We start from the raw sequence: 19,440 nt of genomic DNA, 5'->3' as shown, positions 1-19,440 counted from the left end.
ACCCCGCCGGTTAGTGAATTAGCTGGGCCGGCAGGTCTCCTGACTGATGCGTCGTCGCCTTGCTCCCGCCTTCCCGGACGCGGTCCAGTGGCAGTGGGAGCAGGCTCGGCATCTACAGTTGCGGGGGCAGTTTCGGTTCACGTCGCGTGCGGCGTTTCGAATTCCCTGTTAGTCCCATACGGGAACCGGCGGCGGTATGGTAAGCGATCACACCCTGTAGGCGCGAATCAGAGTCGAATATCTTGCGGCCCGCGGATCAGCGCTTCGATCCGGGTGCCTGTGGCGCGCTCTTCGTTGCTGAACCCGTCGTAGTCGGCCAGGTTGGCGAAGCGGATTCCGGTCAGTTGTTCGATCGCAATCACACTGCGCTGGTAGGTTCGAAGCGGGCCGAATACCAGGTCGAGTTGGCCCAGTTCGCGGCTTTGGTCAATCGTGTAGGCACTGGCCGAGGGCTTGCCATCGTCGCTGAGGTAAGCCACCACTTTCCAGAACGCCTTGGGGATTTTCACGCCACGGTAAAGCCGGTCGTCATCGGCGAACACTGGCCCGGTAAACACCGTGGCCCGGGCTTTCCAGCGCTGGGTGTTGTCGAGGATGTAGTCTTCGAGCTCCAGCCAGGTTTTCTGGTTGAAGCCGCTCATTTGAGGGGAGCAGTTGGTGAAGTGAAAGGTGTCGAAGTTGGCGGTGTTCGCCTCGTCGCCCCAGTTGGGGTCCTGGCGCCGTACCAGGTGGCCGCGGTCCAGGCCATTGCCGGCATAGAGGTCTTCACCTACTTGGGCGTCCAGGGGCAAGCGGCCATCGTAGGCCCAGGTGTCGTTGCTGCGCGTGATGTCCACATGCTTGGCGCCGTCGATATTGACCCCCACGTAGAGCGCCAATCGTCGGGAGCGCGACATGGTGATGGAGAAATGCGTGTAGTCCAGGCGCTTGGGTTGCACGTCGCCCGCCAGTGGCTCGCCAACCGTGGGCCATGGCACCACGAAATCGCTGAGGAAATCGTCGGCATAGCCCGCGCGGTTTTTGAAGTCCTTGGCCGCTGTGACACGCGGCGTCGCGGCTCTGGCTTCCAGCAGGGTGGGGCTGGCCGCGACCAATGGACGCAGGTCGGCGAGCCTTGGGCGGTGGGAAAGGTCGATTTGGGCTGTGCGGGCGGGCATGGGCATGTTCCTTATGGGCCTCGGATAAACACCACTGAAACACAAACTCATGACAATTTGGCCCAGGGGGCGAACACAGGGCTATCCTGAAAACCGTTACCCGGACGTTCATCACACGCCAAAAAGGAGCCAGCTCATGTGTGTTCGCCAACTGCGCAACCCGATTTTCTGCCTGATCCCGCCGTACATGCTCGACCAGATCGCCCGCCACGGGGATAAAGCCCAGCGGGAGGTCGCATTACGCACGCGCGCCAAGGACAGCACGTTCCGGTCGTTGCGTATGGTCGCGGTACCCGCCAAGGGCCCGGCCCGCATGGCACTGGCCATGGGCGCCGAGAAGCAACGCTCGATCTACAGCGCCGAAAACACCGATAGCCTGCCCGGCAAGCTGATTCGCGGCGAAGGGCAGCCCGCCAGTGGCGATGCCGCAGTAGACGAAGCCTATGACGGCCTGGGCGCGACCTTCGATTTTTTTGACCAGGTATTCGACCGCAACTCCATCGACGATGCGGGCATGGCGCTGGACGCCACGGTGCACTTCGGCCAGGACTACAACAACGCGTTCTGGAATTCGACCCAGATGGTGTTCGGCGATGGCGACCAGCAGTTGTTCAATCGCTTCACCGTGGCACTCGACGTCATTGGCCATGAGTTGGCTCATGGCGTGACCGAGGATGAGGCCAAGCTGATGTACTTCAACCAGTCCGGCGCGCTGAACGAGTCGCTGTCGGATGTATTCGGTTCGTTGATCAAGCAGTACGCGCTGAAGCAAACGGCCGAGGACGCCGACTGGTTGATCGGCAAGGGGCTGTTTACCAAAAAGATCAAAGGCACCGCTCTGCGTTCGATGAAAGCCCCGGGCAGCGCCTTTGATGACAAGCTGCTGGGCAAAGACCCGCAGCCGGGGCATATGGATGATTTTGTGCAAACCTACGAGGACAATGGTGGCGTGCATATCAATTCCGGCATTCCCAACCACGCGTTCTATCAGGTGGCGACCAAGATTGGCGGGTTCGCCTGGGAGCGTGCAGGGCGGATCTGGTATGACGCACTGCGCGATTCGCGGCTGCGGCCCAATTCCGGCTTTTTGCGTTTTGCGCGTATCACCCATGATATTGCCGGTCAGCTTTATGGCGTAAACAAGGATGAGCAGAAGGCGGTCAAGGCAGGCTGGAAAGCGGTGGGCATTAACGTTTGACGAAGCCGCCTGTGCGGCGAGGAACAGCCATGCGAATTTCAATCAAGGAAAGCGGCGGGGCGGCGTTTTTTCCAGGGTTGGTCAAACCGCGCAGCGTCGAACTGGACGCGCTGCCCGAGCAGGACCAGCAAGAGTTACGGCAACTGATCGAAGACTCGGGTTTCTTTCGGTTGCCGCAAAGCACTCGCCCTGAACCAGGCAACCCCGGCCAGGTGCATTACACCCTGACAGTGACGGAAGGCGCGCGCGAGCACACGGTCTGTGTGCTCGCGCCGGTAAAATCCCAGGCCCTGGATGGTTTGGTGCAGTGCGTGCGACGACATATTAATTGTTGAAGCGCCAAGGCTGGCAGGCTACTTACGATCCAGCCACACCGTCTGCGCATTGCAGAACTCGCGTACACCGAAGTGCGACAGCTCGCGGCCGAACCCGCTTTTCTTTACGCCGCCAAACGCCACCCGAGGGTCCGACACGCTGAACGCGTTGACGAAGACCCCGCCGGTTTCCAGCTGGTCGGCAATCGCTCGCGCCTTTGCCGAGTCGGCCGTGAAGATGCTGGCCGTCAGGCCGAACTCGCTGTCGTTGGCCAGGGCCACGGCGTGGTCGGCGTCGCGGGCGGTGATGATCGACGCCACGGGGCCGAACAGTTCCTGTTTGAACGACGTCATTTGGTCGGTGACGTCGGCCAGTACGGTCGGCTCATAGTAATTGCCCGCGCCCGCGACTTTATGGCCGCCCAGCAGCAGCCTGGCGCCTTCTTCCAGGGTCGCCTGGACCTGGCCGTGCAGTTCGTCACGCAGATCAAAACGCGCCATGGGGCCAATATAGGTGGCGGTCGAGGTGGGTTCGCCCATCACCAGGGCGCGGCTGGCTTCCAGGAATTTGGCGGTGAAGGCTTCAACCACGCCTGCTTCGATGATCAAGCGCTTGGCGGCTGCGCAGACCTGGCCGCTGTTGTGGAAGCGGCCGATGACGGCGGCTTGTACGGCGGCGTCGAGGTCGGCGTCGTTGAGCACGATAAACGGGTCGGAGCCACCCAGTTCCAGCACGCATTTTTTCAACGCGGCCCCGGCCTGTGAGCCGATGGCAATACCGGCGCGAACGCTGCCGGTGAGCGTCACGGCGGCGATGCGCGGGTCGGCGATGGCGGTGGACACGCCGTCCTGGGTCACGTTGATCACTTCAAACACGCCTTCGGCAAAACCGGCTTTGCGCAGCGCTTGCTGGATCAGGTAGGCGCTGCCCATTACGTTGGGCGCATGTTTGAGTACATAGGTGTTGCCGGCGAGCAGGGTCGGCACGGCGCCGCGCAGCACTTGCCACACCGGGAAGTTCCACGGCATCACCGCGAGGATCGGGCCCAGTGGGCGGTATTCGATCCGGGCGCTGCCGTTGTCCACCAAGGTAGGTTCCGGGGCGAGCATGGCCGGGCCGTGGGCGGCGTACCACTCGCTGAGCTGGGCGCATTTTTCAATCTCGGCGCGGGCCTGGGCGATAGGCTTGCCCATTTCCAGGGTGATCATCTGCGCCATGTCTTCAGCTTGCTCACGCAGGGCGACAGCCAGGGCCAGCAGATAGTCGGCACGCTGGTTCACCGGGGTGTGGCGCCAGGTACGGAAGGCATCGGTCGCGCGGGTGAGGGCGGCATCCAGTTGTGCTGCGCTTTCATAGGGGTAGCTGGCAACGGTTTCACCGTTGGCGGGATTGATCGACAAGGCGTGGGTCTGGTGGGAAATAGCGTTGTTCATGGCACCGTCCGGCTGAATGAGTGGAATGGGACCAGCGTACGGGGCTGTATCTTTTCTGGAAACTGAATAATATTAAGCAATACGTTCATGAATGGAGAATGACTTGGATCTGGTGCAGCTGGAAATCTTCAAGGCGGTTGCCGAACAAGGCAGCATCAGCGCCGCCGCACAGTTGATTCATCGGGTGCCGTCGAACCTCACCACGCGCATCAAGCAACTGGAGCAGGATTTGGGCGTGGAGTTATTCATCCGTGAGAAGAGTCGATTGCGTTTGTCCCCTGCGGGGTGGAATTTCCTCGGCTATACGCGGCGCATTCTCGATCTGGTGCAGGAAGCCCGCGCCACGGTGGCGGGGGAGGAGCCCCAAGGCGCCTTTGCCCTGGGCTCGCTGGAGAGCACGGCGGCGGTGCGTATCCCGGCGTTACTAGCGGCGTATAACCAGCAATACACCAAGGTGGAGTTGGACCTGAGTACGGGCCCCTCGGGCACCATGATCGAAGGCGTACTGTCGGGCCGGCTGACGGCGGCCTTTGTCGATGGGCCGGTGCTGCATTCCACGCTGGAGGGTGTGGCGGTGTTTGAGGAGGAGATGGTGGTGATCGCGCCGCTGCATCACGCGCCGATCAGCCGGGGGCAGGATGTGAATGGCGAGAACATCTATACGTTTCGCTCGAACTGCTCGTACCGGCATCACTTTGAACGCTGGTTTTCACAGGATGGCGCGGTGCCGGGCAAGATCTTCGAGATCGAGTCATACCATGGCATGTTGGCCTGTGTCAGCGCCGGGGCCGGGCTGGCGCTGATGCCGCGCAGTATGCTGGAGAGTATGCCGGGGTGCGCGGCGGTGAGTGTGTGGCCGTTGACGGACAGCTTTCGACTGCTCAATACCTGGCTGATCTGGCGGCGGGGCACGGTTTCGCAGAGTTTGAACAGTTTCGTAAAACTGCTGGAAGAACGCAATCTGCCAGCATCCTAGATCAAATGTGGGAGCTGGCTTGACTGCGATAGCGGTGTGTCAGTCAATGAATCTTTAACTGAACCGCCGCTATCGCAGGCAAGCCAGCTCCCACAGGTGTCTTACATCAGCCGCCAAATTGCAGGGTGCCCATCGCCAGTTTGGCCATGATCGCCGTTGCACCCAGTTGCACCAGCCATAAAGCCAACCCTCCAAGAAATACACCTAACGCCACTTGCAGAACCAAACTCTTCTGCCGCTTGGCTTGCGGTGCGCGTGGGGCATAGTCGTGCAATTCGTCGCGGTCGGCGCGCAGGTCCAGGTCATCGTTTCTCATAGGGTTCTCGCAGCAAGGAGGCAGTCGGCGTTCAGTCTAGTGTGTTCGCCAATAAAAAGGGGGAAGCCAATGGCTTCCCCCCTTCGTCTAACGCTTGCCGGCTTACAGCACCTCGACAATCGCCTTGGTCACCGCACCAATGTTCGACTGGTTCAGGGCCGCCACACAGATACGCCCGGTGTCCAATGCATAGATGCCAAACTCGGTACGCAGGCGTGTGACTTGCTCAACGGTCAGGCCGGAGTAGGAGAACATCCCACGCTGGCGACCGACGAAGCTGAAGTCATGACCTGGCGCAGCCTTGGCCAGCTCGGCCACCATCTGCTCGCGCATACCGCGGATGCGCAGGCGCATTTCGGCCAACTCGGCTTCCCACTGAGCGCGCAGCTCAGGGTTGTTCAACACTGCGGCAACGATGGCTGCGCCGTGGGTGGGCGGGTTGGAGTAGTTGGTGCGGATCACGCGCTTGACCTGGGACAGGATGCGCGCGCTTTCTTCCTTGGACTCGCTGACGATCGACAGCGCGCCTACGCGCTCGCCATACAGCGAGAACGACTTGGAGAACGAGCTGGACACAAAGAAGGTCAGGCCCGACTCAGCGAACAGGCGCACTGCGGCGGCGTCTTCGTCGATGCCATCGCCAAAGCCCTGGTAGGCCATGTCGAGGAACGGCACCAGGTTCTTGGCCTTGACCACCTCCAGCACGTTTTGCCAGTCGGCCGGGCTCAGGTCGACGCCAGTCGGGTTGTGGCAGCAGGCGTGCAGCACCACGATGGACTGTGGTGGCAGGGCGTTGAGGTCTTCGAGCAGGCCGGCACGGTTCACGTCGTGGGTGGCCGCGTCGTAGTAGCGGTAGGTCTGCACCGGGAAACCGGCTTTTTCGAACAGCGCCTGGTGGTTTTCCCAGCTTGGGTCGCTGATGGCAACAACGGCGTCGGGCAGCAGTTGCTTGAGGAAGTCGGCGCCGATTTTCAGCGCGCCAGTACCGCCGACGGCCTGGGCGGTAATCACACGGCCGGCACTCAGCAGGGGCGACTGCGCACCAAACAGCAGCTTCTGCACGGCCTGGTCGTAGGCCACGATACCGTCGATCGGCAAGTAGCCACGGGCGGCGTGTTGCGCCACACGAATGGCTTCCGCTTCGGCAACGGCACGCAAGAGTGGAATTTTCCCCTCCTCGTTGCAGTAAACGCCCACGCCAAGGTTAACCTTGGTGGTTCGTGTATCGGCGTTGAATGCTTCGTTGAGGCCCAGGATAGGATCGCGTGGTGCCATTTCGACAGCGGAGAACAGGCTCATTTTTGCGGCAGCTCTATGGGGGAGGGGAGGGACGTGTCGCGCTCCAGCCGAATGCACTAGAGCGGTGCACAAACGGGGAGCTAGTATAGAGGCCATCACCGCGCAGGGCGACAGCCGAAATGGCTTTTCGGCCAAGTTTTTCGGTTTATTTGCTGACCGTTAGTCTTATTGCAACCTTGAAGGGAAAGGACATGTAGGACGTCAGCCTTGAAACCCGTCACATTCGCCACCACTTCTACAGCTATCATGGTTTTTTCCTGCAACCTGCGATGATTATTCGCGGGTTGCTGAGCTATTTCGTCCCTGGCGGTGTCGAGTCTGGGGTGACTTCACGAGGTACGTTATGTCGGATTTCCAGCTCGTTACCCGTTTTGAACCCGCCGGCGATCAACCGGAAGCCATTCGCCAGATGGTCGAAGGCATCGAGGCCGGCCTGGCGCACCAGACGCTGCTTGGGGTGACCGGTTCCGGCAAGACCTTCAGCATCGCCAACGTGATCGCCCAGACCAACCGCCCGACCCTGGTGCTGGCGCCGAACAAGACCCTGGCCGCGCAGCTTTACGGCGAGTTCAAGGCGTTCTTCCCCAACAACGCGGTTGAGTACTTCGTTTCCTACTACGACTACTACCAGCCCGAAGCCTACGTGCCGTCCTCCGATACCTTTATCGAGAAGGATGCATCGATCAACGACCATATCGAACAGATGCGGCTGTCGGCGACCAAGGCGTTGCTGGAGCGCAAGGACGCGATCATCGTCACCACGGTGTCGTGCATCTACGGTCTGGGCAGCCCCGAAACCTACTTGAAGATGGTGCTGCACGTTGACCGTGGCGACAAACTCGACCAGCGCGAACTGCTGCGCCGCCTGGCGAGCCTGCAGTACACCCGTAACGACATGGACTTCGCCCGCGCCACCTTCCGGGTGCGCGGCGATGTGATCGACATCTACCCGGCCGAATCCGACCTGGAAGCGATCCGCATCGAGCTGTTCGATGACGAAGTCGAAAGCCTGTCGGCCTTCGACCCGTTGACCGGCGAGGTGATCCGCAAGCTGCCGCGCTTCACCTTCTACCCGAAAAGCCACTACGTGACCCCGCGTGAAACCCTGATGGGCGCCATCGAGGGTATCAAGGTCGAGTTGGCCGAGCGTCTGGAATACCTGCGTTCCAACAACAAGCTGGTGGAAGCCCAGCGCCTTGAGCAGCGCACCCGTTTTGACCTGGAAATGATCCTGGAGCTGGGCTACTGCAACGGCATCGAAAACTACTCGCGCTACCTGTCGGGTCGCGAATCCGGGGCGCCGCCGCCGACCCTCTATGATTACCTGCCGCCGGACGCCTTGCTGGTGATCGACGAATCCCACGTCAGCGTGCCGCAGGTGGGGGCCATGTATAAGGGCGACCGCTCGCGTAAGGAAACCCTGGTGGAGTACGGCTTCCGCCTGCCGTCGGCGCTGGACAACCGGCCAATGCGCTTTGACGAGTGGGAGGCCATCAGCCCGCAGACCATCTTCGTGTCGGCGACGCCCGGCAACTATGAAGCCGAGCACGCTGGTCGCGTGATCGAGCAGTTGGTGCGACCTACTGGCCTGGTGGACCCGGAGATTGAAATCCGCCCGGCGTTGACCCAGGTCGACGATCTGCTGTCGGAGATCAACAAGCGCGTGGCCCTGGAAGAGCGGGTGCTGGTTACCACATTGACCAAGCGCATGTCCGAAGACTTGACCGACTACCTGGCCGACCACGGCGTGCGTGTACGTTACTTGCACTCGGACATCGACACCGTGGAGCGGGTAGAGATCATCCGCGACCTGCGCCTGGGGACCTTCGATGTGCTGGTGGGGATCAACCTGCTGCGTGAGGGCCTGGACATGCCCGAAGTGTCGCTGGTGGCGATCCTGGATGCGGACAAGGAGGGCTTCCTGCGCTCCGAGCGCTCGTTGATCCAGACCATCGGCCGGGCGGCGCGTAACCTCAATGGCCGGGCGATCCTGTATGCGGACCGCATCACCGGCTCCATGGAGCGGGCGATTGGCGAGACCCAGCGTCGTCGCGACAAACAGATCGCGTTCAACCTGGAACACGGCATCACCCCCAAGGGCGTGTTCAAGGACGTTGCCGACATCATGGAAGGCGCCACCGTGCCCGGCTCGCGCAGCAAGAAGCGCAAGGGCATGGCCAAGGCTGCCAAGGAAAGTGCCAAGTACGAGAACGAACTGCGCTCGCCGAGTGAGATCACCAAGCGGATTCGGCAGTTGGAAGAGAAGATGTACCAGCTGGCTCGGGACCTGGAGTTTGAGGCGGCGGCGCAGACGCGGGATGAGATTGGCAAGTTGCGCGAGCGTCTGTTGGCTGTTTGATTTGCGTTGATTGGGCTGGCCTCATCGCGGGCAAGCCCGGCTCCCACATTGATCTGTGAACGCGGTCAAAATGTGGGAGCTGGCTTGCCTGCGATGGCCGCGCCTCGGTTTTCCAGATATCCCCCAGGCTGTTACCATTCGCCCCTTGTTTCAATTTTCAGTTTTATCGCCCATTCGAGACCTGCCATGACCACCGTCCGCACGCGCATTGCGCCATCGCCTACTGGGGATCCCCACGTCGGTACTGCTTACATCGCCTTGTTCAACTACTGCTTTGCCAAGCAGCATGGTGGTGAATTCATCCTGCGGATCGAAGATACCGATCAACTGCGCTCCACCCGTGAGTCGGAACAGCAGATTTTCGATGCCTTGCGCTGGCTGGGCATTACCTGGGCTGAAGGTCCGGACGTCGGCGGCCCGCATGGCCCGTATCGCCAGAGCGAGCGCAGCGACATCTACAAGCAATACACCCAGCAACTGGTCGACATGGGCCACGCCTTTCCGTGCTTCTGCACCGCCGAAGAGCTGGACCAGATGCGCGCCGAGCAACAGGCCCGTGGCGAGACCCCGCGCTACGATGGTCGCGCGCTGTTGTTGTCCAAGGAGGAAGTGGCCGCACGCCTGGCGGCTGGCGAACCCCACGTTATCCGCATGAAAGTGCCGAGCGAAGGCGTGTGCGTGGTGCCGGACATGCTGCGCGGTGACGTCGAAATCCCGTGGGACCGTATGGACATGCAAGTGTTGATGAAGACCGACGGCTTGCCGACGTACTTCCTGGCCAACGTGGTCGACGACCATCTGATGGGCATCACCCATGTGCTGCGCGGTGAAGAGTGGCTGCCATCGGCGCCGAAACTGATCCTGCTGTACGAATACTTCGGCTGGGAGCAACCGCAGCTGTGCTACATGCCGCTGCTGCGTAACCCGGACAAGAGCAAGCTGTCCAAGCGCAAGAACCCAACGTCGGTAACGTTCTACGAGCGCATGGGCTTTATGCCTGAGGCGATGCTCAACTATCTGGGCCGCATGGGCTGGTCGATGCCGGACGAGCGCGAGAAATTCTCGTTGCAGGAAATGGTCGACAACTTCGATCTCTCCCGTGTTTCCCTCGGCGGGCCGATCTTCGATATCGAGAAGCTGTCGTGGCTCAACGGCCAGTGGCTGCGTGACTTGCCCGTGGAAGAGTTTGCCAGCCGCGTGCAGCAATGGGCGTTGAACCCCGAGTACATGATGAAGATTGCGCCGTTGGTGCAGGGCAGGGTAGAGACATTCAGCCAGGTCGCGCCCTTGGCCAGTTTCTTCTTTGCCGGCGGCGTGAACCCGGATGCCAAGCTGTTTGAATCCAAAAAGCTCTCCGGCGACCAGGTTCGCCAACTGATGCAGTTGATCCTGTGGAAGCTCGAAAGCCTGCGCCAGTGGGAAAAAGATGCGATCACGGCCACGATCCAGGCGGTGGTGGAATCCCTTGAGCTGAAACTGCGCGATGCCATGCCGCTGATGTTTGCCGCGATCACCGGGCAAGCGAGTTCGGTGTCGGTGCTCGATGCGATGGAAATCCTCGGCCCGGACCTGACCCGTTTCCGCCTGCGCCAAGCCCTTGATTTGCTTGGTGGTGTGTCGAAGAAAGAAAACAAGGAATGGGAAAAGCTGCTGGGCGCCATCGCTTAAGCAGGCCGTTGCAGTGACGAAACCCCGGTTTTCCGGGGTTTCGTCGGTAAGTGATTGTTATCCCGGCAAAAAATTTTGAAAATTGTTGAAAATAAATTTGACACGTTTCCAAACCGCCATTAAGATTCGCCCCGTCCTCACCGATGAGGGGCTATAGCTCAGCTGGGAGAGCGCTTGCATGGCATGCAAGAGGTCAACGGTTCGATCCCGTTTAGCTCCACCAATTTACAGGTTCAAGGTTCCGGCCACACCGTCCTTGAATTGATCAGGTCTCAGCTCTGATCAGATGTACAGAAGGTTTCGTCCCCTTCGTCTAGTGGCCTAGGACACCGCCCTTTCACGGCGGTAACAGGGGTTCGAGTCCCCTAGGGGACGCCAGTTTCAACAAGCAGCTCGAAAGGTCTGCTGCGTCGCGAGACGAAAAATCCGGGGCTATAGCTCAGCTGGGAGAGCGCTTGCATGGCATGCAAGAGGTCAACGGTTCGATCCCGTTTAGCTCCACCAATTTTACAGGTTCAAGGTTCCGGCCACACCGTCCTTGAATCGATCAGTTCTCAGCGCTGATCAGTGTATAGAAGGTTTGTGTCCCCTTCGTCTAGTGGCCTAGGACACCGCCCTTTCACGGCGGTAACAGGGGTTCGAGTCCCCTAGGGGACGCCACGATTACCCGCTTTGCGGGATTTTTAAGGGTCATTCAATTATTGAATGGCCCTTTTGTTTGTCTGGCGTTCGGCCATTTTCTTGATTGATTCCATTTTTTTGTTCTGACCGGCGGTCGTACCTTTCGCTTGCGCAATATTATTATGGTAATAATATCCAACCCATGAAAGTCGGAGGCCTTGATGAGCGATAAAAAAGCGCAAACCCGCGAACGTATTTTGCAGGCTGCCAGCGCGGCATTGATCCAGCGCGGCCCGGCTGAGCCGAGTGTGGGGGAGGTCATGGGGGCGGCAGGGCTGACCGTCGGTGGTTTCTACGCGCACTTTGAAAGCAAGGACGCGTTGATGCTGGAGGCGTTCAGCCAGTTGCTGGCGCAGCGCCGGGCCTCTATCGACGATCTGGACACGCAGCTCACCGGCGAAGAGCGTCGGGCGCTGGTGGCGGCCTTCTATCTGTCACGCAAGCATCGTGATTCAACCTCCCAGGCCTGCCCCTTGCCGGCCACAGTTGGCGAGATGGGTCGCTTGCCCGACGCATTTCGCGAGGTCTTGAGCGAGCACGTGGAGCTGATGACTGCGCAGCTGGCCGACAGCCCTGAAGACATCGACAAGGCGCTGGCGGACATGGCCTTGATGGTGGGTGGCCTGACATTGGCTCGCGCACTGGGGCCGGGTGAGTTGTCGGACCGCGTAATCCGAGCGGCCAAGTCGGCGGTGCGCTGAAGAGGCGCGCCTCGACTGCCGCCGTCTACAGCAGCGGCAAACCGCCTGATACACTGCCCCGCCGACATCAATCGACTGGAGCAAGGCATGGGCTGGGATTTGGCAACGCCGTTTATCATCGATCTGCAGGTTGCGCCTGAAGACATCGACGGCCTCGGGCACGCCAACAACGCGGTGTACGTGTCCTGGCTTGAGCGTTGCGCCTGGCGCCACTCCCAGCGCCTGGGTCTGGACCTCACCGAGTATCGCCGCCTGGACCGCGCCATGGCGGTGGTACGCCATGAGATCGATTATCTGGCGGCAGGCTATGAAGGCGATGAGCTGCAACTGGCCACCTGGATCGTCGACTGGGATCAGCGCCTGAAAATGACCCGTCGTTTCCAACTGGTACGCCCCCGCGACGGCGCGACGCTGCTGCGCGCGCAAACCACCTTTGTGTGCATCGAGTTGTCCAGCGGCAAACCCAAGCGTATGCCTGCCGAGTTTATTGAAGGTTACGGTCCCGCCCTGACAGGGGGTTAACGGTCCTCGCCGGAAACCCAGTAAACTGCGCCACGATTTTTGTTGAGTGTTTTCCATGCAAATTGCTTTGGCGCCCATGGAGGGGTTGGTCGACAACATCCTGCGGGACGTGTTGACCCACGTGGGCGGTATCGATTGGTGTGTGACCGAGTTCATCCGTGTCAACGACCGCCTGCTCACCCCGGCCTATTTCCACAAGCTCGCTCCGGAGCTGCTGCACGGTGCCCATACCGCAGCGGGTGTGCCGCTGCGTGTGCAACTGCTCGGCTCCGACCCGGTGTGCCTGGCCGAAAACGCTGCCCTGGCCTGCGAGCTGGGGTCTGAGGTGATTGACCTGAACTTTGGTTGCCCGGCCAAGACCGTCAACAAGTCCCGGGGTGGCGCGGTGCTGCTCAAGGAACCGGAGCTGCTCAACCAGATCGTCGAGCACGTGCGCCGTGCCGTGCCCGCCCACATTCCCGTAACCGCCAAAATGCGCCTGGGCTTCGACAGCCCGGATGGCGCGCTGGTATGCGCCACCGCGTTGGCCGAGGGCGGTGCTGCACATATCGTCGTCCATGCGCGCACCAAAGCCGATGGCTACAAGCCGCCGGCCCACTGGGAGTGGATCCCGCGGGTGCAGGACGTGGTCAAGGTGCCAGTATTTGCCAATGGTGATATCTGGAGCGTCGAAGATTGGAAGCGTTGCCGTGAAATCAGTGGCGCCGAAGACATCATGCTCGGCCGTGGCCTGGTGGCGCGTCCTGACCTGGCAAGGCAGATTGTAGCGGCCAAGGCCGGTGAGGAAGTGGTCGAGATGACCTGGGCGCAGATGCAGCCGATGCTTCAGGAGTTCTGGCGCCAGTCGGTGGCGCAACTGACTGAAGAACAGGCACCCGGCCGCTTGAAGCAATGGCTGGCGATGCTGACGCGCAACTACCCGCAGGCGGTGGAGCTGTTCACCGCGCTGCGCCGCGAGACCGACCTGCAATGCGTCAGCCGTCTGCTGGGCATGCAGCATCCGGTCCCGCTCGACCCTGTTCCAGCAACCGCCTGAAGCCTTCTATCGGCAACGGACGGCTGTGCAGATAACCCTGGAATAAATGGCAGCCCAGCTTTTGCAGGAACGCCAGTTGCTCCGGGGTTTCCACGCCCTCGGCGATCACGTCCAGGTTCAAGCTGCGCGCCATGGCTACGATGGCGCGGATGATCTCGGCGTCATTAGGGTCGTGGGTGGCATCGCGTACGAATGACTGATCGATTTTCAATGCATCCACGGGCAGGCGCTTGAGGTAGGTCAGGGATGAGTAGCCGGTGCCGAAGTCATCCATTGCGAAGCTCACGCCGAGCTTTTTCAGGCGACGCATCTTCGCCACGGTATCGTCCAGGTTCTGGATCACGATGCCTTCGGTGATCTCCAGTTTCAGCAGGCTGGAGGGCAGTTGATGCTGCTTGAGGCTGTGTTCTACCCGTTCCACAAAGTCGTTCTGGCGAAACTGCCGCGGGCTGATATTCACGCACAGGCTGAAATTGAGCGGGTCTACCAGACCGTCGGCAATCAACTGGGCAAAGGCGCCGCAGGCTTCATCGAGAATCCAGGTGCCGACTTCCAGGATCAGGCCGCTGTCTTCCAATACCTTGATAAATTCCGTCGGCGACTGCGCGCCCAGTTGCGGATGTTGCCAGCGCACCAGGGCCTCGGCCCCCACAATCCGGTTGCCACGCGCATCCACCTGGGGCTGGTAATGCACGCTGAACTCGCCGCGTGACAGGGCCAGGCGCAGGTCGGTCTCCATGCGCAGGCGCTCGCTGGCGGTTTTTTGCATGCTGTTGTGGAACATCTGTGTGGTATTGCGCCCTGAATCCTTGGCGCGGTACAGGGCGATGTCGGCACGCTTGAGCAAATCGGCTGGCGTGGTGCCGTGGTCGGGAATCAGCGCTACGCCGATGCTGGGCGTGACCTGCAAACGATGGCCGTCAAGGAACATCGGCTCCGACAGCAACTCACGCAATGTATCGGCCACGCTTTTCACCTGGTCGCTGACCTCCTGGCGCTTACCCTCAAGACCGCTGAGCAGCACCACAAACTCATCGCCGCCCAGGCGTGCCACGGTGTCCTCCATGCGCACGCTGGCTTCCAGGCGTGCGGTGACGATTTTCAACACGGTATCGCCCACCGGGTGGCCGAGGGAATCGTTGATGTGCTTGAAGTGGTCGAGGTCGAGGAACAGCAGGGCGCCGCGCAGGTTGTGGCGCTTGAGCAGGGCGATCTGCTGGCTCAGTCGGTCCATCAGCAGTGCGCGATTGGGCAGGTTGGTGAGCGGGTCGTGATAGGCCAGGTGGCGGATCTGCGCCTGGGCGTTTTTCAGCAGGCTGACGTCTCGTGCGGTCAGCAGCAGGCAGGGGGTTTCGTTCAGGGTGATCGGCTCGACCGAGACCTCCACCGCCAGCACCTCGCCTCGTTTGTTGTGCCAGAGCATTTCCAGATGATGGATGCGGCCCTTGATCTGCAACTCGGCCAATAATGCCGCGCGCTGGTTTTCATCGGCCCAGATGCCGATCTGGTACAGGGTCAGGCCGATGGCTTCTTCGGTGCGGTAACCGGTCAGGCGGCAAAAACCGTCATTGACCTCCACATAACGGCCGGTGTCGCGTTCGGTGATTGAAATCGCGTCGGGGCTGGAGTGAAACGCCTTGGCGAACTTCTCTTCACTGGCCTTGAGGGCAGCTTCCGAGCGTTGCTGCTGGGTGATATCCCGAAGGGTGGTGACGATGCAGGGTTGGTCGCTGACCTTGATCAAGCGGCTGGAGATGACGCAGGTCAGGCTTTGGCCGTCCTTGTGATGCACCACGATGGCCACATTGCTCAGGGCCTGTTCGCGAATCACCCGCTCGATGCGTTGCAGGCGCTTGCTGGAGTCGTCCCACAGGCCGATTTGTTCGGCGCTTTTGTCCAGTACTTCGGCGGCTGTCCAGCCGAAGGTCTGGGTAAACGCCGGGTTGATCTCGATAAAGGCGCCGCTTTCCAGGCAGGTCACGCAGATAGGGTCGGGGCTGGCCTGGAACAGGCTGGCAAATTTTTCCTCGGAGGCGGTGAGGCGTTGCTCGCGTTCGACCTGGTCGGTGATATCCAGCAAGGTGCCCGCCATGCGCAGGGGTTTGCCTGCTTCATCGCGGTACAGGCGCGCACGGCTTTCCAGATACCGTGGGCTGCCGTCCTCCAACTGCACGCGGTAGGTCAATTGGTAGTTGCCGTCCGGGCCTTCACGCAAGCTGCGGTAGGCATTGCGCATACCCTCGCGATCCTGGTCGGACATCCCTTCGAAAAACGCATCGAAGGATTCATGAAAGGGCGCCGGTTCGAGCCCGTGCAGTTGGGCGGCGCGGGCCGAGCCGTAGAGCATACCGCTGGGGATGTGCCAATCCCAGGTGCCCAGTTGCGCGGAATCCAGGGCCAGGTCGAGGCGCTCCTGGCTGTCTTTGAGCGCTTGCTCTGCGTTTTTGCGTTCGGTGGTGTCCAGGAACGTGCTGATCAGGTAAGCCTCACCGTCCAGTTCCACCTTCTGGGCGCTGAGCGTGCCGTCGTGGATCTGGCCGTTGCTGGCGCAGAACTGCACCTCCATGGTGATGGGTTCGCCTTTGCGCTGGGTGGCCTTGACTAGCAGTGCACGCTGCTCCGGATGGCGCCACAGGCCCAGTTCCAGGGTGGTACGGCCGATGGCATCTGCCACCGGCCAGCCGAACAGCATTTCGAAATACTGGTTGGCTTCGCTGATCAAGCCATCGGCCTGGCGGGTCAGTAGCACCATGTTCGGGCATAAATGGAACAATGTGGCGAAGCGCTTTTCGGAGTGGCTGAGGGCGTGTTCGCGGTCGCGCTGATGGGTGATCTCGCGGATCACTCCGATCATGCGGCGCCGTCCGGCTTTTTCCGGCGCGAGGCTGCCGCTGATTTCCAGCCAGTGCAGGCTGCCATCGGGCCACTGGATGCGATGGTGCATGGCCCGTTCGAACGGCTCTCCTGCCAGGACCGCGTGAAAACCACGCACCACCCGTGCGCTGTCTTGCGGGGCCAGCAAGTCAAGGTAGTCGAGGTCCTTGGGCAAGGGTTGATGCGGGTCAAAGCCGAATAACGCTTGAGTACCCCGTGACCAACTGATTCTTCCCGTGTCGATTTCCCAGCACCAGGCGCCCAGCCGGGCGGCATTCAGGGCTGCCAGCAATTGCGGGGCACTGTCCCAGCTTTGCTCCGCCGCTTGGGGGTCCAGGGCGTAGATGCGGGGCAGGGGGGGTACGGGGTCGCCGGGGTTGCGCATTGTCAATGTGCCTTGGCTCGGTGAGAAGACAGCGCGGTTTTCCTTGAAACCCGAGGCCGCACAGTGTCATGCCGGTAACCCTGGCAGATCGACCTGTGCATCCAGCAGGCTCATGAAAGCCCGCGCAGCGTTCGATAGCGTCCTTTCTGTATGCACGATATAGCCTAGCTGGCGACTGAGTTGTATGCCCGGCAAAGCGATACTTGCCACTTGATCATCGAGCATGGTGCGCGGCAACACGCTCCAGGCCAGGCCGATGGACACCATCATCTTGATGGTTTCCAGGTAGTTGGTGCTCATCGCAATATTTGGCGCAAGCCCCTGGGCTTCGAACAGGCGGCTGACAATATGGTGCGTAAAGGTGTTGCCGCCGGGAAACACCGCCGGGTGCCTGGCGATATCGGCCAGGCTGATGGAGCCGTTGCTGATCAGGCTGTGTTCCGGCGCTACCACAAAGTCCAGCGGGTCATCCCATACCGGCGAGGCGCGCACCAGATGGTGCGGCTCGGGCGCCAGGGTGATTACCGCCACTTCGGCGCGACCATGGAGTATTTCTTCGTAGGCCACTTCTGAATCCAAAAACTGAATATCCAGTGCCACGTTTGGGTATTGCCGTGTGAAGGTGCGCAGGATCGGTGGCAGGCGGTGCAGGCCTATATGGTGGCTGGTGGCCAGAGTGAGGCGCCCGCTAACCTCCCCTGTAAGGTTGGTCAGGGCGCGGCGGGTGTCGTCCAGCACGTTGAGGATTTGATAAGCGCGCGGCAGCAAGGCCCTGCCGGCTTCGGTCAAGCCGACTTCACGGCCCAAGCGATCAAACAAGCGCACTTTCAATTGCTGCTCCAGGCCTGCGATGCGTTTGCTGATGGCGGGCTGCGTCAGGTGCAGGCGTTCGCCGGCCCCCGAGAAGCTGCCGGTCTCGGCGATGGCGATAAAAGCATTGAGGTTGGCCAGATCCATGGTGCTATTCCAGTTGGTAATCCAAAGCATAAAAAATATGAATTTGAGTTATTTAATGTAGCGCCATACCATCAGCCTCACAAGCCAAAGGGTTATTGAAAAGCCCGGCGTATAGAAACACCGCTGATGAGGACCGACTGATGGCCGGCAAAACGCTTTACGACAAGCTTTGGGATTCCCATGAAGTGAAACGTCGCGATGATGGATCGTCGCTGATCTATATCGACCGTCACATCATCCATGAAGTGACCTCGCCCCAAGCGTTCGAAGGCCTGCGACTGGCCGGGCGCAAGCCTTGGCGCGTCGACTCCATCATCGCCACGCCGGACCACAACGTGCCGACCACTCCTGAGCGCAAGGGCGGTATCGAGGCCATTGCCGACCAGGTTTCGCGTTTGCAGGTGCAAACCCTCGACGACTATTGCGACGAATACGGCATCACCGAATTCAAGATGAATGACGTGCGCCAGGGCATCGTCCATGTGATCGGCCCGGAGCAGGGTGCGACCTTGCCGGGCATGACCGTGGTCTGCGGCGACTCCCACACCTCCACCCACGGTGCGTTCGGCGCCCTGGCCCATGGCATCGGCACCTCCGAGGTGGAACATGTGTTCGCCACCCAGTGCCTGGTCGCCAAGAAAATGAAGAACATGCTGGTACGCGTCGAAGGCCAATTGCCGTTTGGCGTGACCGCCAAGGACATCGTGCTCGCCGTGATCGGCAAGATCGGCACCGCCGGCGGTAACGGCCACGCCATCGAATTCGCCGGCAGCGCCATTCGCGACTTGTCCATCGAAGGGCGCATGACCATCTGCAACATGTCCATCGAGGCCGGTGCCCGTGTGGGCATGGTGGCGGCGGATGAGAAAACCGTGGAGTACGTCAAAGGTCGCCCGTTTGCCCCGCAAGGCGCCGATTGGGACGCCGCCGTCGAAGCCTGGAAAGACCTGGTGTCCGACGCCGATGCGGTGTTCGACACCGTGGTCGAACTCGACGCTGCGCAGATCAAGCCGCAAGTCAGCTGGGGCACTTCGCCGGAAATGGTCCTGGCCGTTGACCAGAACGTACCGGACCCGGCCAAAGAGGCCGACCTGGTCAAGCGCGGCTCCATCGAGCGTGCCTTGAAGTACATGGGCTTGAAAGCCAACCAGGCGATCACCGACATCCAGTTGGATCGCGTGTTCATTGGCTCCTGCACCAACTCGCGGATCGAAGACCTGCGCGCCGCGGCGGTGATCGCCAAGGGCCGCAAGGTTGCCTCGACCATCAAGCAAGCTATTGTGGTACCGGGTTCCGGCCTGGTGAAGGCGCAAGCCGAAGCTGAAGGCCTGGACAAGATCTTCCTCGAAGCCGGTTTTGAATGGCGTGAACCAGGCTGTTCGATGTGCCTGGCGATGAACCCGGACCGTTTGGAGTCGGGCGAGCATTGCGCGTCCACCTCCAACCGTAACTTTGAAGGGCGTCAGGGCGCCGGTGGCCGCACCCACCTGGTCAGCCCGGCCATGGCCGCCGCCGCTGCCGTCAACGGTCGTTTCATCGACGTTCGCGAATTGATCTGAGGAA

General features: G+C 60.9%; 15 protein-coding genes, 4 tRNA genes and 1 riboswitch. Of the genes, 13 read left to right on the top strand and 6 right to left on the bottom strand.

The features are described from left to right. Positions 1 to 11 precede the first annotated feature (11 nt). Positions 12 to 205, bottom strand: a riboswitch (cobalamin riboswitch). 22 nt (positions 206 to 227) lie between these two features. Next, complete coding sequence (locus LJX92_RS17625) at positions 228 to 1,157, bottom strand: DNA/RNA non-specific endonuclease (RefSeq protein WP_078821861.1); 930 nt, start codon at positions 1,155 to 1,157, stop codon at positions 228 to 230. A gap of 136 nt (positions 1,158 to 1,293) precedes the next feature. On the opposite strand from LJX92_RS17625, the gene LJX92_RS17620 reads away from it, so the two are divergent. Together LJX92_RS17620 and LJX92_RS17615 are read left to right on the top strand one after the other, a co-directional pair. Next, positions 1,294 to 2,355, top strand: a complete 1,062-nt coding sequence (locus LJX92_RS17620; protein WP_078821860.1) for a M4 family metallopeptidase — start codon at positions 1,294 to 1,296, stop codon at positions 2,353 to 2,355. Positions 2,356 to 2,384: 29 nt separating this feature from the next. Continuing rightward, complete coding sequence (locus tag LJX92_RS17615) at positions 2,385 to 2,690, top strand: protealysin inhibitor emfourin (RefSeq protein WP_228308727.1); 306 nt, start codon at positions 2,385 to 2,387, stop codon at positions 2,688 to 2,690. Positions 2,691 to 2,708: 18 nt separating this feature from the next. Here LJX92_RS17615 and LJX92_RS17610 read toward each other — a convergent pair whose 3' ends face one another. Beyond that, positions 2,709 to 4,103 (bottom strand): aldehyde dehydrogenase family protein, encoded by a 1,395-nt coding sequence (locus LJX92_RS17610; protein ID WP_228308726.1) that lies wholly within the window; start codon positions 4,101 to 4,103, stop codon positions 2,709 to 2,711. A gap of 103 nt (positions 4,104 to 4,206) precedes the next feature. On the opposite strand from LJX92_RS17610, the gene ptrR reads away from it, so the two are divergent. After that, complete coding sequence (gene ptrR, locus LJX92_RS17605) at positions 4,207 to 5,079, top strand: putrescine utilization regulator PtrR (RefSeq protein ID WP_223019003.1); 873 nt, start codon at positions 4,207 to 4,209, stop codon at positions 5,077 to 5,079. Positions 5,080 to 5,185: 106 nt separating this feature from the next. Here the strand turns inward: ptrR and LJX92_RS17600 are convergent, their stop codons facing one another. Beyond that, positions 5,186 to 5,395 carry a hypothetical protein gene (locus LJX92_RS17600; RefSeq protein ID WP_005789784.1) on the bottom strand — a complete coding sequence of 70 codons (210 nt, stop codon included), beginning with the start codon at positions 5,393 to 5,395 and terminating at the stop codon, positions 5,186 to 5,188. A 102-nt stretch (positions 5,396 to 5,497) separates the two neighbouring features. Beyond that, on the bottom strand, positions 5,498 to 6,694 hold the full coding sequence (locus LJX92_RS17595; RefSeq protein ID WP_228308725.1) for an amino acid aminotransferase: 1,197 nt from the start codon (positions 6,692 to 6,694) through the stop codon (positions 5,498 to 5,500). Positions 6,695 to 7,037: 343 nt separating this feature from the next. Here LJX92_RS17595 and uvrB point away from each other — a divergent pair, with 343 nt between their 5' ends. The 9 genes from uvrB (at position 7,038) to LJX92_RS17550 (ending at position 13,661) form a co-directional block, all read left to right on the top strand. Then, on the top strand, positions 7,038 to 9,053 hold the full coding sequence (uvrB, locus tag LJX92_RS17590; protein ID WP_228308724.1) for an excinuclease ABC subunit UvrB: 2,016 nt from the start codon (positions 7,038 to 7,040) through the stop codon (positions 9,051 to 9,053). A 186-nt stretch (positions 9,054 to 9,239) separates the two neighbouring features. Next, positions 9,240 to 10,721, top strand: coding sequence for a glutamate--tRNA ligase (gene gltX / locus LJX92_RS17585; RefSeq protein ID WP_005789780.1), 1,482 nt, complete (start codon positions 9,240 to 9,242; stop codon positions 10,719 to 10,721). 147 nt (positions 10,722 to 10,868) lie between these two features. Then, a tRNA-Ala gene (locus tag LJX92_RS17580) sits at positions 10,869 to 10,944 on the top strand. Positions 10,945 to 11,023: 79 nt separating this feature from the next. Further along, positions 11,024 to 11,099 (top strand) — tRNA-Glu (locus LJX92_RS17575). A gap of 50 nt (positions 11,100 to 11,149) precedes the next feature. Further along, positions 11,150 to 11,225, top strand: a tRNA-Ala gene (locus LJX92_RS17570). 80 nt (positions 11,226 to 11,305) lie between these two features. Continuing rightward, positions 11,306 to 11,381 (top strand) — tRNA-Glu (locus LJX92_RS17565). A 182-nt stretch (positions 11,382 to 11,563) separates the two neighbouring features. Further along, a complete protein-coding gene (locus LJX92_RS17560) occupies positions 11,564 to 12,103 on the top strand; it encodes a TetR/AcrR family transcriptional regulator (RefSeq protein ID WP_005789779.1) in 540 nt (179 codons plus the stop codon). A gap of 87 nt (positions 12,104 to 12,190) precedes the next feature. Next, the gene (locus LJX92_RS17555) at positions 12,191 to 12,625 is read left to right on the top strand and encodes an acyl-CoA thioesterase (protein WP_005789778.1); all 435 of its coding nucleotides are present in this window, start codon (positions 12,191 to 12,193) and stop codon (positions 12,623 to 12,625) included. A gap of 55 nt (positions 12,626 to 12,680) precedes the next feature. Further along, positions 12,681 to 13,661 carry a tRNA dihydrouridine synthase gene (locus LJX92_RS17550; protein WP_228308723.1) on the top strand — a complete coding sequence of 327 codons (981 nt, stop codon included), beginning with the start codon at positions 12,681 to 12,683 and terminating at the stop codon, positions 13,659 to 13,661. Here LJX92_RS17550 and LJX92_RS17545 read toward each other — a convergent pair. Next, positions 13,600 to 16,920: an EAL domain-containing protein gene (locus tag LJX92_RS17545; protein ID WP_228308722.1), complete on the bottom strand. Its 3,321-nt coding sequence runs from the start codon at positions 16,918 to 16,920 to the stop codon at positions 13,600 to 13,602. The genes LJX92_RS17550 and LJX92_RS17545 overlap by 62 nt on opposite strands. 66 nt (positions 16,921 to 16,986) lie before the next feature. Continuing rightward, positions 16,987 to 17,877, bottom strand: a complete 891-nt coding sequence (locus tag LJX92_RS17540) for a LysR family transcriptional regulator (RefSeq protein WP_005789775.1) — start codon at positions 17,875 to 17,877, stop codon at positions 16,987 to 16,989. Between the two features lie 140 nt (positions 17,878 to 18,017). Here LJX92_RS17540 and leuC point away from each other — a divergent pair, with 140 nt between their 5' ends. Then, a complete protein-coding gene (leuC, locus tag LJX92_RS17535; protein WP_005789773.1) occupies positions 18,018 to 19,436 on the top strand; it encodes a 3-isopropylmalate dehydratase large subunit in 1,419 nt (472 codons plus the stop codon). Positions 19,437 to 19,440: the final 4 nt, after the last annotated feature.

Origin of the sequence: Pseudomonas sp. HN8-3, assembly GCF_020790195.1 — a bacterium.
GTDB classification, from domain to species: Bacteria; Pseudomonadota; Gammaproteobacteria; order Pseudomonadales; family Pseudomonadaceae; genus Aquipseudomonas; species Aquipseudomonas synxantha_A.
Note: the sequence above shows the minus strand (reverse complement) of the source record. Positions and strands in the feature narration are given on the sequence as shown.

What these genes read in the sequence shown, in the direction of transcription:
- LJX92_RS17595 (WP_228308725.1), bottom strand. Translation starts at nt 6,694, where the DNA reads ATGAGCCTGTTCTCCGCTGTCGAAATGGCACCACGCGATCCTATCCTG.
- LJX92_RS17600 (WP_005789784.1), bottom strand. Translation starts at nt 5,395, where the DNA reads ATGAGAAACGATGACCTGGACCTGCGCGCCGACCGCGACGAATTGCAC.
- LJX92_RS17545 (WP_228308722.1), bottom strand. Translation starts at nt 16,920, where the DNA reads ATGCGCAACCCCGGCGACCCCGTACCCCCCCTGCCCCGCATCTACGCC.
- gltX (WP_005789780.1), top strand. Translation starts at nt 9,240, where the DNA reads ATGACCACCGTCCGCACGCGCATTGCGCCATCGCCTACTGGGGATCCC.
- LJX92_RS17620 (WP_078821860.1), top strand. Translation starts at nt 1,294, where the DNA reads ATGTGTGTTCGCCAACTGCGCAACCCGATTTTCTGCCTGATCCCGCCG.
- LJX92_RS17550 (WP_228308723.1), top strand. Translation starts at nt 12,681, where the DNA reads ATGCAAATTGCTTTGGCGCCCATGGAGGGGTTGGTCGACAACATCCTG.
- LJX92_RS17610 (WP_228308726.1), bottom strand. Translation starts at nt 4,103, where the DNA reads ATGAACAACGCTATTTCCCACCAGACCCACGCCTTGTCGATCAATCCC.
- LJX92_RS17625 (WP_078821861.1), bottom strand. Translation starts at nt 1,157, where the DNA reads ATGCCCGCCCGCACAGCCCAAATCGACCTTTCCCACCGCCCAAGGCTC.
- LJX92_RS17560 (WP_005789779.1), top strand. Translation starts at nt 11,564, where the DNA reads ATGAGCGATAAAAAAGCGCAAACCCGCGAACGTATTTTGCAGGCTGCC.
- leuC (WP_005789773.1), top strand. Translation starts at nt 18,018, where the DNA reads ATGGCCGGCAAAACGCTTTACGACAAGCTTTGGGATTCCCATGAAGTG.
- uvrB (WP_228308724.1), top strand. Translation starts at nt 7,038, where the DNA reads ATGTCGGATTTCCAGCTCGTTACCCGTTTTGAACCCGCCGGCGATCAA.
- LJX92_RS17615 (WP_228308727.1), top strand. Translation starts at nt 2,385, where the DNA reads ATGCGAATTTCAATCAAGGAAAGCGGCGGGGCGGCGTTTTTTCCAGGG.
- LJX92_RS17555 (WP_005789778.1), top strand. Translation starts at nt 12,191, where the DNA reads ATGGGCTGGGATTTGGCAACGCCGTTTATCATCGATCTGCAGGTTGCG.
- LJX92_RS17540 (WP_005789775.1), bottom strand. Translation starts at nt 17,877, where the DNA reads ATGGATCTGGCCAACCTCAATGCTTTTATCGCCATCGCCGAGACCGGC.